The 14,017-nt window shown below is 73.0% G+C and carries 8 protein-coding genes; 4 read left to right on the top strand and 4 right to left on the bottom strand.

Translation table 11 applies throughout. The annotated features are described in order from the left end of the window. Positions 1-47: 47 nt before the first annotated feature. Both ACFYUV_RS33460 and ACFYUV_RS33455 read right to left on the bottom strand, forming a co-directional pair. A complete protein-coding gene (locus tag ACFYUV_RS33460) occupies positions 48-3,554 on the bottom strand; it encodes a S8 family serine peptidase (protein WP_387675510.1) in 3,507 nt (1,168 codons plus the stop codon). Positions 3,555-3,692: 138 nt separating this feature from the next. Further along, the gene (locus tag ACFYUV_RS33455; protein ID WP_387675507.1) at positions 3,693-5,132 is read right to left on the bottom strand and encodes a glycosyltransferase family 39 protein; all 1,440 of its coding nucleotides are present in this window, start codon (positions 5,130-5,132) and stop codon (positions 3,693-3,695) included. A 239-nt stretch (positions 5,133-5,371) separates the two neighbouring features. Between ACFYUV_RS33455 and ACFYUV_RS33450 the strand changes: the two genes are divergently transcribed. From ACFYUV_RS33450 to thyX, 4 genes are all read left to right on the top strand, one after another. Then, complete coding sequence (locus ACFYUV_RS33450) at positions 5,372-7,498, top strand: anthranilate synthase component I (protein WP_358286490.1); 2,127 nt, start codon at positions 5,372-5,374, stop codon at positions 7,496-7,498. Positions 7,499-7,589: 91 nt separating this feature from the next. Further along, a complete protein-coding gene (locus tag ACFYUV_RS33445) occupies positions 7,590-8,735 on the top strand; it encodes an amidohydrolase family protein (RefSeq protein ID WP_387675505.1) in 1,146 nt (381 codons plus the stop codon). A gap of 187 nt (positions 8,736-8,922) precedes the next feature. Continuing rightward, a complete protein-coding gene (locus ACFYUV_RS33440) occupies positions 8,923-11,562 on the top strand; it encodes a M4 family metallopeptidase (protein ID WP_387675502.1) in 2,640 nt (879 codons plus the stop codon). A gap of 133 nt (positions 11,563-11,695) precedes the next feature. Then, positions 11,696-12,478: an FAD-dependent thymidylate synthase gene (thyX, locus tag ACFYUV_RS33435; protein ID WP_352330108.1), complete on the top strand. Its 783-nt coding sequence runs from the start codon at positions 11,696-11,698 to the stop codon at positions 12,476-12,478. Between the two features lie 4 nt (positions 12,479-12,482). On the opposite strand, the gene ACFYUV_RS33430 is transcribed toward thyX, so the two are convergent. Further along, complete coding sequence (locus tag ACFYUV_RS33430) at positions 12,483-12,803, bottom strand: hypothetical protein (protein ID WP_352330107.1); 321 nt, start codon at positions 12,801-12,803, stop codon at positions 12,483-12,485. A gap of 3 nt (positions 12,804-12,806) precedes the next feature. Further along, on the bottom strand, positions 12,807-13,886 hold the full coding sequence (locus ACFYUV_RS33425) for a WD40/YVTN/BNR-like repeat-containing protein (RefSeq protein WP_387675499.1): 1,080 nt from the start codon (positions 13,884-13,886) through the stop codon (positions 12,807-12,809). Positions 13,887-14,017 lie beyond the last annotated feature (131 nt).

Genomic DNA, 14,017 nt, shown 5'->3' with positions numbered 1-14,017 from the left:
CCCGGCCCGGGGTCCCGCCGCACCAGGAACGGCGGGACCCCGGACGGTCAGGGCAGCGCCTTGTCCGGGCGCTCGGAGACGCGCACGCCGTTGACCAGCGTGGCCCCCTGCCGGGCGGCGAAGCGCACGTTGAGCTGACCGTCGGTCACCTTCACCGTGTACTGCCTGGCCACCGCCGTGTACGTGCCCGCCTCCAGCGCCAGGTCCAGCGCCGGGATCGCGAGCTGGCCCTCGACGAGCACGTCGAAGACCCGTTTGCCCATCTGCGTGCTCTTCACCTCGGCGAAGTCCAGCTCCACCGTGTACGTCCCGGCGGGCACGCCGTCGAACCGGTACTCCAGCATGCCCTCCCTGGCCGTCCGGAACAGCGCCTGGTCGGCGGTGCCCGCGATGGTCCTGGACGTGCTCGCCGTCTTGGTCGAGGTCGCCACGTAGCCGTACCCGCCCTGGGTCCAGCGGCGGTCGGGCGCCCAGGCGTCGCCGTCGGCGTCGGTCAGCGCCTTCGACCCGCCGGCGTCGACGGCCACCTGGAACTTGGGCACCACCACGATCACCTTGATCTCGATGGCCGGCTGCCGCCCGCTGGCCGACTTGACGACCAGCTTGCCGGTGCGCATCCCGCCGGGCGTCACCCCGGCGGCGGAGAGCGTCACCCGCAGCGTCGCCTTCTGGCCCTTGGCCAGCTCGCCCGTCTGCGGCGTGACCGACGCCCAGTCGGCGTCGCTCGTCACCGTGTAGGCGGTGGGGGAGCCCAGGTTCGTCAGCTCAACCGTGCGCGTCCTGGTCGCCCCGGCGGGCATGACCGCGCTCAGCTCGGCGGCCGAGGCGCTCACCCGGCCGGTGACCAGGGCGGTGTCGATCCTGGTCAGCGTGCCGGGCGTAACGGTGACCGGCTTGGTGAAGGTGCCGTAGTTCTCCTTGGCCACCACCACGTCGTGGTCGCCCGCCGGGACCTGCCCGAAGAACGACCCGTCCGCGCCGGTCGTGAACGAGGCCACGTCGCCCAGCTTCACCGACGCCCCGGCCAGCGGCTCGCCGTCGTTGGCGTCGGTGACCACGCCGGTCACCAGGCCGTGCCGGCTCGCGGTGAACGTCACGCCGCGGCCGGTGGCCAGCGCGGCCTCCTCGTAGGAGTAGAGCAGCGCGTCCGTGCCGGCCGCGTTCTCGATGCCGACCGTGGCGCTGGCGCCCTGTTCGCGCTCGCTCTCGACGTCCTTGTACCGGAAGGAGACCGAGCCGTCCTCGCCCAGCAGCGCGGCGAACGACACCCGCTCGCCGGTCCCGCTGTAGAAGGTGACGTTGCGCCACTCCACGACGTACTGGCGGTGCGGGGCCGTGCCCGCCACGCCGGTGTAGACGCCCGCCTCGGCGTCCACCTTCAGGTCGTCCCAGTACGGGTAGACCGCGTTGTTCGGCGTGCCCGTGCCCGGCAGGCGGCTGTTGCTGCCCGTGGTGACCCGGTCGGCGGCGAAGGTGACGAGCCCGTTCGTGCTGATCCACGCCCTGGACTGCCCCGTGCCGTAGAACGGGACCGCGAACGGCAGCGTCACCTGCACGGCCTCGTCGTCGCCGGTCAGCGCCAGCTTCTCGGTCCCGGCGACGTACGGCTGCGCCGCCGCCCGGCAGGTGTAGCCGAAGCCGTCGCCGCGCAGCGGCAGCTCCACGTCCCTGACCGTGCTCCCGTCGTCCCCGTCTATGGAGACCTGCGCGCTCGCGCCGCTGGAGCAGCGCGAGACCGGGGTGACCGTCAGCGTGTACGTCCCGCGCGGCAGCGTCATCGTGTACCGGCCGGAGGCGTCGGTGACCGCGCTCACCGGCGTGCCGCCGGCGGCCACGGTCGCGCCCGGCTCGGGCACGCCGGCCGTGCTGACCGTGCCCGAAAGCGTGCCGGACGGCTGCCGGACGAGCGGCACGTCGCCGGTCGTGACCTGCTCGGCGGTCACCGTGGCCGTGGCGCTGCCGCGGTCGTAGCCGAACTTCTCCGCCGTCAGCGCGTACTCGCCGGGCAGCAGGCGCGGGATCGTGTACGTGCCGTCCTGCCCGGTGACGACCGCGCGCGCCAGCGGACCGGTCACCTTGACCGTCACGCCCGGCACCGGCTCGCCCGCCGCCGTGACCGTGCCGCGCAGCTCGCCCAGCCCCTCGTCCGGCGCGGCCTGGACGGCGGCGTAGGCGTCCAGCCGGCCCTCGCCCCAGACGTTGTTGTCGGCCGCGGTGCCGCCGCAGCTCGTGTCGGCCACGTCGATCGCCGTGCCGTCCAGCAGCGGCCGGGTCGCGGCCACGTCGCCCTGGAGCCGGGGCGCGGCCGACCAGATCAGCGCCACCGTGGCGGCCACGTGCGGCGAGGCCATCGACGTGCCGGTGTAGGAGTCGTAGTCGTCGTCCGGGACCGAGGAGCGCACGTTCACCGCGGGGGCCGCGATGTTCGGCTTGATCTCGCCGTCCTGGCCCTCGCCCTTGCTCGACCTGCTGTACAGCACGTTGTTGACGTCGAAGCCGCCCGCGCTGTAGCTGATCGCGTACTGGCCGGGCGAGCCGCTGGTGCGGCAGGCCGGGCCCTCGTTGCCGTTGGCGAAGGCGGGGAAGATGCCCGCCGCCACCCACGCCTGGACGGTCTCGACGTACCAGGGGTCGAACCCGTTGCCGCCCCAGGAGTTGTTGACGATGTCCGGCGCGAGGTCGGGACGCGGGTTGGCGCCGTTCAGGTCGGTCGGGGCCAGCACCCACTGGCCGGCGGCCAGCAGCGAGGCGTCCGTGCAGGTGTTGACCTCGCAGCCCTTGGCGGCGATCCAGCGCACGCCGGGCGCCACGCCGATGCCGTTCGCGCCCGCCATCGTGCCCATGACGTGCGTGCCGTGGCCGTTGTTGTCGCACGGCGCCGCCGACGGGCAGACGCGCGCCGGGTCGAACCAGTTGTAGTCGTGGGTGTAGGAGCCGTCGGGGTTCCTGCCCCGGTAGCCCGCGGCCAGGTCGGGGTGGTCGTACTGGACGCCGGAGTCGATGGAGGCGACCACGATGCCCTCGCCCCGGTCGCCCAGCTCGCTCCACACCCGCGGGGCGCCGATCCGGTCGACGTTCCACTCGACCGCGCCGGCCCTGGGCTCGGCCCTGCCGGTCACGGGCTCGGGCAGCGCGACGACGGTGACCGGGTCGATCCGGTCCACCTCGGGCAGCTCGCTGATCGCCGACGCCAGCTTGGCGTCCGCGGTCACCCGTACGGCGTCGACGATCCAGTACGAGGTGTAGTCGGCCTTCTGGGCGTCCAGCAGCTTGACCAGCCCGGCCTGCGAGGTCTTGGCCCGCTCGGTCTTGGCCTGGTAGACCAGCTGCGTCCTGGCCCGTTTGGTGGCGGCCCGGCGGGCGGCGCCGAGATCGGCGGTGCCCTTCATCCGGACCCAGAAGGTGGCCTTGCCGTCCTTGTCCAGCTCGGCCTGGACGGTCTGGGAGATCTTGCCGGGATCGGGCGCCGCGTGCGCCGGGGCCTGGGGGACGGCCAGGGCGGCGGCGGTGACGATCCCGGTCAGGATCGCACGCCAGGTGAGGGTGTTGCGCACGTGCTCTCCTTCACGACGTTCACGACGGTGAGGAAGAGGTGATCTTTCCGCCTCTGTCGAGAAGGGTGAAGAGATCCTGTCGGGAAAGCAAGGGCGCTGATCCTAACAAGCTCGGATAAGTCCCGAAATGTAATGTGGTCAGCTGAAATGTCGCCACATCGGCCAGGTGGCGGACCACGGCCGGACGGGATCCCGGCAGAGCCACACCGGCATGCCCTGCTCCTCGTTGTCGACGTCCACGCCGTTGTCCACGCGGGCCTTCTGCTCGCAGGAGCCGAACAGCGCGCGGGCCCGGCCACCCGCGTTCACCAGGATCGCCACGGTCGCGTCGTCCGGCGGCGGTCCGTACGCCCAGAGCTGGTTGTGGCCGGAGTACACCCGGGTCAGGCCCGCCCGGCCGAGGGCGCCGTACTCGCCGTAGTTGCCCGTCACGACCACCGCGCGGGCCTGCTCGTCCGGCGGCAGCGACCGCAGCACGCCGCCGACGGCGGCGGCGAAGCGCGGCCAGCCGACCGACTCGCGGGCCACCTCGTTGATCGCCGGCACCGGCGTGGCGGCCAGCGCGCCGACCGGCACGAGCGGCAGCGCGAGCACCGCGCAGGCCGCCGCGTTGACCGCGAGGAACGCCCACGCCGCGCGCACCCGCCCGGCCCGCGCCCGCGACACGCTCACGCACCCGGCCGCGAACAGCGCCACGATCAGTCCCGCGGTGTAGTCGAAACGCCCGCCGCTGACCAGCGTCAGCACCGCCGTCACCGGATAGGCCACCGCCACCGCCCGCACCCGCCGGTCGCGCCACAGCCGGACGAACCCCAGCGCCGCGACCACCGACACCACCGGCCCGAACAGCGTGAGCTGCATCGGTACGAACATCACCCGCATCTCGGCGCCCTTGTCCGCGCTGAGCGCGGCGGCCATCGACAGCTGCGGCCAGTCGTGCGTGGCCTGGTAGACCAGGTTCGGCGCGGCCAGCACGGCGGCCAGCAGCGCGCCGCCCCACAACCACGGGCTGCCCAGCGCCCGCCGCGGCCCGGCGATCAGCAGGCCCGCCGCCAGGCCCAGCACCAGCAGCGCGATGAGGTGCTTGTTGTAGGTGGCCAGCCCGATCACCGCGCCCGCCGCGAGCCACCAGCGCGGCTGCTCGCGCAGCAGCGCCCGGAGCGCGAACAGGATCGCCGCCGTCCACAGCGGCAGGTCGAAGCTGACCGTCAGCAGCGTGTGCGCCGCGATCAGCGTGTACGCCCCGGTCGCCGCGCCCACGGCGGCCATCGTCTGGGCGAGCCGGTCGCCGCCCAGCTCCCGCGCCACCAGCGCCACCAGCACGACCACGACCGCCGCGGCCAGCGCGGGGAACACCCGCAGCGCCGTCACCGTGTCGCCGAACAGCCCGAGCGCCGCCTTGCCCAGCATGGGCGTCAGCGGGGGCTGGTCGACGTACCCCCAGGCCGGGTGGCCGGCCAGGACACGGAAGTACAGCTCGTCGCGGTGGTAGCCGTACCAGGGGCTCAGTGCGAGGGCCACGCCGGCGGTCAGGACCGCGGTCACCGTCACCGGACGCCACGCCCAGGGCCGTTCCATGGACGTCGAGGCTAGATCCATTGCCCGCCTTTTGTCACTGCCTGAGCGGGTGTCGCGTTGCGCGATCTTGGTCCGGCGGTTAACCTGGGGGGCATGCGAAATCGCCCTCAGATCCAGTGGTGGCGCCGCTCCTAGGCGGCGCGTTTTCGCATTCCTCTCAAAGGACGGCCGCCCCGGATGGCGGCCTTTCTCGTGTCCGCCCCCGGGGCCTCATGATGTGACGTGGTAAGGGGCAGCAAGTGGAGACCAGCGGATATACCACCGCCGGGGGCGTCGGCGTCGAGCGCGAGGCACGCGACGTGTCGGAAGAGGCGCTCGAAGAGATCGTGACCGCGCTCGGCGAGCGGCGCGGCGGCGCCTTCTCGTCGGGCATGGACTACCCGGGCCGCTACAGCCGATGGGCCTTCGGCTACGTCGACCCCTGCCTGGAGCTGGTCGCCAAGGGGCGGGTCATCTCGGCGACCGCGCTCAACGAGCGCGGCAGGGTCGTGCTGCCCGCCGTGGCCTCCTGCCTGCTCGCCGCGGGCAAGCCGGTCAGCGAGCCGACGCCCGACCGCGTCGAGGTGCACGTCCCGGAGTCCGAAGACCTGCTGCCGGAGGAGATGCGCAGCCGCCGGCCCACCGTGTTCACCGCGATCCGCGAGGTCATCGCCGCCTTCGCGGGCGACGACCCCCACCTCGGCCTCTACGGCTCCTTCGGCTACGACCTGGCCTTCCAGTTCGAGCCCATCCGGCAGGAGCTGGCCCGTCCCGACGACCAGCGCGACCTGGTGCTCCACCTGCCCGACCGGATCGTCGTCATCGACCGCCAGCGCGAGACCAGCGTCGAGTACCGCTACGAGTTCACCGTCGACGGCGCCACCACCCGCGGCCTGGAGCGCACCGGCAGCTCCGTCCCGCAGGTCGTCCCCGGCGAGCTGCCGAAGGACCCGGTGCGCGGCGAGTACGCCAAGGTCGTGGCCGCCGCCAAGGAGCGGTTCAAGCGCGGCGACCTGTTCGAGGTCGTGCCCGGCCAGGTCTTCCACGCCGTCTGCACCGACCCGTCGGCCTTCTACCGCGGCCTGCGCCACAGCAACCCGGCGCCGTACGAGTTCATCATCAGCCTCGGCGACGGCGAGCACCTCGTGGGCGCCTCGCCCGAGATGTACGTCCGGGTCAACGGCGACCGCGTCGAGACCTGCCCCATCTCCGGCACCATCGCCCGCGGCAGCAACCCGGTCGAGGACGCCGAGGCCATCCGCACCCTCCTGAGCAGCGTCAAGGAGGAGTCGGAGCTGACCATGTGCACCGACGTCGACCGCAACGACAAGTCGCGCATCTGCGTCCCCGGCACGGTCAAGGTCATCGGCCGCCGCCAGATCGAGCTCTACTCGCGCCTGATCCACACCGTCGACCACATCGAGGGCCGCCTGCGTCCCGAGTTCGACGCCCTCGACGCCTTCCTCACCCACATGTGGGCCGTCACCGTCACCGGCGCCCCCAAGACGTGGGCCATGCAGTTCATCGAGGACCACGAGGCCACCACCCGCCGCTGGTACGGCGGCGCCATCGGCTTCATCGGCTTCGACGGCTCCATGAACACCGGCCTGACCCTGCGCACCGCCCAGATCAAGAACGGCGTGGCCACCGTCCGGGCCGGGGCGACCCTGCTGTTCGACTCCGACCCCGAGGCCGAGGAGCGCGAGACCGAGCTCAAGGCCAGCGCCCTGCTCGGCGCCCTGGCCTCGGTCAACCAGCCCGACGCCGTCCCGCCCGCCGTGGTCAGGGAGCAGCCGGGGGCCGGCATGAAGGTGCTGCTCGTCGACCACGAGGACTCCTTCGTCAACACGCTGGCCGACTACTTCCGCCAGGAGGGGGCCGACGTGGTGACGCTGCGCCACGGCTTCCCGGCCCACACCATCGACGACGTCGCGCCCGACCTGGTCGTGCTCTCGCCCGGCCCCGGCTGGCCGTCCGACTTCGGCATGGCCGCGCTCATCGACGAGATCTACGCCCGCGACCTGCCCGTCTTCGGCGTGTGCCTGGGCCTGCAGGCCATGGTCGAGCACGCCGGCGGCTCGCTGGAGCTGCTCGACTACCCCGAGCACGGCAAGCGCGGCCAGGTCAGCCGCCTGGGCGACAGCGCGCTGCTGGAGGGGCTGCCCGAGGAGTTCACCGCGGCCCGCTACCACTCGCTGCACGCCAAGCGGCCCGGCGTGGTCGGCTTCACCCCGACCGCGCTCACGCCCGACGGCAACGTCATGGCCATCGAGGACGTCGAGCGGCGGCGTTTCGCCGTGCAGTTCCACCCCGAGTCGATCCTCACCCAGGAGGGCGGCGCGGGCGCGAAGATCATCGCGAACGTGCTGCGCCTCACCCGGCGCTGACCGGGCCGGTTTCGTCTGGGAAGGGGCAGGGTGTTCCTGTCGTAGGGCAAAACGTCCGCGGGGGCGTGCGGGGCTCCCCTAGAGTCTCCGCATGCTCCCCGTAGCCCTGCCCGACACGGTGCGTGACGCGCTGCTCGCCCCGCTCGTCGACCACCACTGTCACGGGGTTCGCCGGGACGACCTGACCCGGGCCCAGTTCGAGCCGCTGATCAACGCCGGCGGCGCCCCGGCCCCGCCCGGCACCACGCATTTCGACTCGCCGTTCGGCATGAGCCTGCGCCGCTGGTGCGCCCCGCTGCTCGACCTGGAGCCGCACGCGCCCCCGGCCGTCTACCTCGCCCGGCGGGCCGAGCTGGGCGCGGGCGAGGTCAACCGGCGCCTGCTGGCCGGGGCGGGGGTGGTGGCGTTCCTGGTGGACACCGGGGACGAGGACATCGACCTGCTGTCGGCGGCCGAGATGGGCCGCCACGGCGGAGCCGCCGCCGACGAGATCGTCCGGATCGAGCAGATCGAGCAGGACGTCGCCGAGTCGGCGCAGCTCGCCGTCGACTACCTCGACGGCCTGGCCGACGAGCTGTCGGCCAGGGCCGCCAGGGCGGTCGGGCTCAAGACGGTCATCGCGGGCCGCTGCGGGCTCGACTTCGACCCGGCCAGGCCGAGCACCGGCTCGGTCATCGCCGGCGCCAACCGCCGCCTGGCCGACCCCAAACGGCCGCTGACCGACCCGGTGCTGCTGCGCCACCTGCTGTGGAGCGCGATCGACGTGGCCCGCGAGCGGGGGCTGCCGGTGCAGTTCCAGGCCGGGTTCGGCGGGCGCGGCCCCGACCTGCACCGTACGGACCCGGCCAGGCTCAGCGCCCTCATGGACGCGTTGCAGCCCCTCGGCGTGCCGGTCATCCTGCTCCACTGCTACCCCTACCACCGCACCGCCGCCTACCTGGCGGGCGTCTACCCGCACGTCTACGTCGACGTCGGCCCGGCCCTGCCGCACACCGCCGCCGCCTCGGCCCGCGTCATGGACGAGCTGCTGGAGCTGGCGCCGTTCCACAAGCAGCTGTTCAGCTCCGGCTGCCGGGGCGTGGCCGAGACCGGCTACCTCGGCGCCCTGTACCACCGGCAGGCGCTGGGCGCGGCCCTGCTGGCCAGGCTGGAGGCGGGGGAGTGGAGCCCGGCCGACGCGGCCAGGATCGCCCACATGATCGGCTCGGGCAACGCCCGCCGCGTGTACCGCCTCTGACGCCCGCTGGCAACGCCCGGTGGCGGCGATGCGCGTTGTGGCCGTGACGGAATGCCATTAATTCACGACATTTCCCTGACTAATCGGAAATTCACATTTCCGGTAATCAAATTGTGATTTGTCTATTTGTCAATATTGCTGTGATGATCGTGGACGCCAGAACCCCTACGCCACACCTGGAGGTGTCGTGTCCTGGCGTCCCTTCGTCCTCACGGCCGCAGCCCTGTCACTCGCGCTGGCTGTTCCCGGTGTCGCGGCGGCCGACGACCCGCCGCAGCCGCAGGTGGAGTCCCGGCCCGGCACCCGGGCTCCCGCCGAGGTGAGCGGGCTGGCCGAGCCCGCCGCCGCAGCGGACCCCGTAGCCGCGGCCAAGGCCCACCTGGCCGACCCGCGCTACCACCTCGACCCCGCCGACCTGGTGCCGCTGCGCACGGTCGTGAACGGCCAGGACGAGACCGTCAGGTTCGCCCAGCGGTACCGGAACCTGCCCGTCTTCGGCGCCCAGTACCTGGTCCGCTTCCGCAAGGACGGCGCGCAGCGCGAGGTCACCGGCGCCGGCGGCCGCTTCCTCACCGACCTCGACGTGGACACCACGCCCACGGTCACCCCCGCGCTGGCGGCCCGGCTGGCCCGCGCCCGGCTCGTCCGCGACGACCAGGTCCGCGCCACGGTCAAGGCCGCGCCCGGCGAGCTCGTCGTGCTGCCGCGCGGCAAGGGCGTGCTGGCCTGGCACGTCACCCTGACCGGCGCAGACGCGGCCAGGAAGCGGCCCGTCCTGCTGGACGCCTACGTGGACGCCCACTCCGGCCGGCCGCTGTTCGCCCTGGACCGGCTGCGCATGGAGGGCCCGGCGACCGGCAGCGGGCAGACCGCGCACGGCAAGACCGTCCCGCTCAACGTCTACCAGCGGGCCGACGGCGCGTACGAGCTGCGCGACCGCGCCCGCCCGATGTGGAACGGCACCACCGGCGAGATCCTCACCTACGACGCCGCCGGCGCCGACGTGCAGCAGTTCCTCGAACCCGGCGTGCCGGCCGGCACCGAGCTCGCCAAGTCGCCCACGCCCGCCTTCGGCCCCGAGCACACCGAGAGCGGCGCCGTGGACGCCCAGTGGGGCGCGGGCAAGGTCTACGAGTACTACAAGGGGCTCGGCCGCGACGGGCTCGACGGCAAGGGCGGCACGATGTACTCGGTCGTCAACGTCACCTACTACGGCACCCCTTTCGAGAACGCCTTCTGGGACGGCACCAAGATGGTCTACGGCGGCGGCGGCGCCGACCTGCACTCCTTCGCCGCCAGCCTCGACGTCGTCGGCCACGAGATGACCCACGGCGTCATCACCCACAGCGCCGACCTGGTCTACCAGGGCCAGTCGGGCGCGATGAACGAGGGCCTGGCCGACTACTTCGGCAACGCCATCCAGACCGGCGCGCTCGGCATCCCGATGAGCGACCCCGACGCCAGCCTGCTCGGCGAGGACCTGTGCAAGAGCCTGCCGCCCGCCCAGTGCGCCACCCGCGACCTCGACGACGACCGCAACGCCGCCGAGGACTACCTCGGCGTCACCACCGCGATCGACGCCGGCGGCGTGCACCTCAACTCCACGATCTTCTCCGGCGCGCTGTGGGACGTCAGGGAGCAGCTCGGCGCCGGCTTCGACAAGGTCGTCTACAAGGCGCTGACCGAGTACATGACCCCGCTCGACGACTTCGCCGACGGCCGCCGCGCCGTCGAGTCGGCCGCCCGCGCCGCCGGGCTGTCGGGGCGCGACCGGCTGGCGATCGCGGCGGCCTTCGAGCGGCACGGCATCAGGCCCGGCTGGGAGCGGCTGATCCGCACCGACAGCCGCGTCGTCCTGGACGGCCTCACCGACTCCCTCGACCCGCCCGCCCTGGCCGGTGACCGGTACGCCGTCACCGACAGCACCCCCGACGCGAACGGCCCCACCGTCATCAGGACCGGACGCGTGAGCGGCGGCCCCGCGACCACCGTCTCCGACGACGGCCGCTGGGACTGGACGCCGGCCACCGACGGCAGGCGCGCGGTGTGGGTCGCCCTCGACCCCGAGTCGGGCCGCTTCCAGGTCCGCTCCCGGCCGCTCGACGCCTCGGCGCCGTCCACCGTGCTGCACGAGACCACCGGCTACGTCTACGCCGCCGCGGTCTCGGGCGACGTCGTGGCCTGGTCCGGCGAGGACCCCGCGACCGGCGAGGTCGAGCTGTGGCTCAAGCGCGGGAACGCCGCCCCGGTCAACCTCACCGCCGACAAGGGCGTGGCCGGGTACATGCCCTCGGTCACCGGCGGCCGGCTGGTCTACGTACGGGTGAGCTTCGTCTCCGGCGGCAGCCACAGCACGCCCGTCGTGCACGACCTGGCGACCGGCAAGGAGGTCGTGGTGCCCGAGGTGCCGCCGGCCGGCGCGATCCCGTCGCTGTCGATCCGCCCGGCGCTGACGGCGGGGCACGTCGTCTGGCTCTACGACGCCGACCGCGACGGCCGCATGGGCGTCATGCGGGCCGCCCTGGACGGCACCGGCCAGACGCCGGTCGTGCCGGACGGGCCGCAGGCGCCGTACGCCACCTGGCTCGACGCGAGCGAGTCGCGGGTGACCGTCGGCGTGCAGCCGGACGGGACCACGCTGGAGAACGCGAACCTGACCAAGATCTACCAGGTTCCGGTCACCGGCGGGGCCCTTGAGCGCTACTCCTGCAACCGCGGGGAGCAGGCGCTGTTCGCCGCCGGCGCGGCGGGCCGCGTCCTGTGGCTGGACGGGACCGCCGGCGACACCGACCTGGTGACCCGCGACAGGCCCGCGCACCGCTGCTGACCTGGCAAGGGCGTCCGCCCGGCGCCCGCCGTGCCTCCGGAGGGGGACGGCGGGCGCCGAGTCGCGCGCAGCCCCGCGAGCTGGTTTGCTTGAGCCCGTCACAAACCACAGAACCCGAGCGGGGGGCTCCCTTATGCGCAGTGTCGAACCCGAGGTCTTCATCGTCGCCCGTCCTGAGCTTGACTACGACGAGCTCGGTCGTTACCTCGCCGAGGTCGGCGGCGAGAGCTGGCTGGAGCGGCTCGACCGCGGCGACCTCGACGCCCAGAACCTCGCCGAGTTCGCCGGCCGCCTCTGCTACCGCTCCTTCGAGCCGGGCCTCAACCCCAACGTGGTGCGCATCAGGGAGAACCAGGACGACTACCTGCGCAACATCCTGGCCAGCGCGCACGGCTCGGTCCTCGAACACGTCAGCTTCAGCTTCGTGCTGCACAACGTCAGCCGCGTCCTGACGCACGAGCTGGTGCGCCACCGGCCCGGCGTGGCCATCTCCCAGGAGTCGCTGCGCTTCGTCCGGCTCGACGAGCTGCCGTTCTGGTTCCCCGAGTGGGCCCAGCAGGACCCCGAGCTGATGAAGCGGGCCACGGCCGTGCTGGAGCAGCTGGAGCAGTTCCAGCTCTGGATGGCCGGCCACTTCGGGCTCGACGAGGAGGGCGTGCCGTTCTCGGAGAAGAAGCACCGCACGTCGTTCATGCGCCGCTTCGCCCCCGAGGGCCTGGCCACCGGCCTGGTCTGGACGGCCAACGTGCGCACGCTGCGGCACACGATCGAGGCCCGCACCGCCGTCGGCGCGGAGGAGGAGATCCGCCTGCTCTTCCAGCGCATCGGCGAGCTCATGCGCAAGGAGGCGCCCGCCCTGTTCGGCGACTACGTCGTCGAGGACGGGGCCTGGGTGCCGGGCTGGCGCAAGGTCTGAGGCGTCAGGCGAGCGCGGGCAGCACGTAGACCTCGGCGCCCGGCGGCAGGGCGCAGTCCAGGCCGCCGAGCCCGCGGGCGTTCTCCCCGCACACGATCATGCTGATGTGCCGGCGGATGCGGCCGTAGTCGTCGCGCAGCCGCTCCTCCAGCAGCGGATGGGTGCGGCGCAGCATGTCGAGCGCCGAGCCGAGCGTGGGCGGGGAGTCGCGGTCGGCGCCGACCGCGAACACCTTCACCTCGGTGCGCCCGCTCACCCACCGCCGCAGCGAGCTGGGCAGCACGAACACGACCATCGTCACGGGCTTGGTGAATGACCTGGCCATCGGTCAGAGCACCGCCGCGCGCACGCTCAGCACGTCGGGCAGGTGGCGGGCGACCTGCGACCAGCTCTCGCCGTCGTCGCGCGAGCAGTAGACCTCGCCGTCGCGGGTGCCGAAGAACAGCCCGGCGGGGGAGGCGGTCATCGCGTCGCGCAGCACGGTGGCGTGCACGGGCCCCTCGGGCAGGCCCTCGCCCAGCTCCTGCCAGGTGGCGCCGGCGTCCTGGCTGCGGCAGACCCGGTAGCGGTGGCCGACCGGGGTGCGGTCGACGTCGGCCGTCAGCGGCAGCACGAAGATCGTGTCGGGGCGGGTGGGGTGGACCACGATGGGGAAGCCGAAGTCGGAGGGCAGCGCGGAGCCGATGTCGTGCCAGCTGCCGCCGAAGTCGTCGCTGCGGTAGACGCCGAAGTGGTGCTGGAGATAGAGCCGGCCGGGCCGGACGGGGTCGAGGCAGACCTTGTGCACGCACTGCCCGAACTCGGGGTACTGCTGCCCTTCGGGCAGGAACGGCGCCCGGATGCCCTGGTTGGCGGCCTCCCACGACATGCCGCCGTCGCGGGTGCGGTAGAAGCCGGCCGCAGAGACCGCGATGCCCATGACCTCGGGGTCGGTGGGGTGGGGGACGATCGTGTGCAGGCACAGCCCGCCGCCGCCCGGCTGCCACCGCGGCCGGTGGGGATGGTCCCACAGGCCCTCGACCAGCCGGTAGGTCACGCCGTTGTCCTCCGAGCGGAACAGCGCGGCCGGCTCCACGCCGGCCCACACCACGCCCGGCTCCGACGGCGAGGGCGTGAGCTGCCACACCCGGGCCAGCGTCGCGTCGGTCTTGTCGGGGAAGGCGATGGGCGGCTGGGGCGCCTCGCCCCAGGACTCGCCGAGATCATCGGAGTACATCACGGACGGGCCGAAATGGCCGTACTCGATGCCGGCCAGCAACCGGGGTGTGCCTCCCCGGGTGTCGAAGGCCACCGAGGGCACCGCGACCGTGGAGAACCGGATCGGCTCGATCTCGAACGGGCCGCCGCCCGCCGAACGGGCGAGGAACAGGCCCTTGCGGGTGCCGATCGCGAGGACTGCGTCACTCATAGCATCGCTCCCATGTTCGCTTGCCGCCATCGTGCCACGCGCGCGGCGGCGGTGCCGAGGACTGGGAGATTTGCCGCACGCCTGCCGCCCGGCCGCCCCGCGGACGGCCGGGATGGTGCGGGCATTACCCG

Origin of the sequence: Nonomuraea sp. NPDC003560, assembly GCF_042878785.1 — a bacterium.
GTDB lineage: Bacteria > Actinomycetota > Actinomycetes > Streptosporangiales > Streptosporangiaceae > Nonomuraea.
The sequence above is the reverse complement of the archived record's forward strand: the minus strand, read 5'-3'. Positions and strand labels throughout refer to the sequence as shown.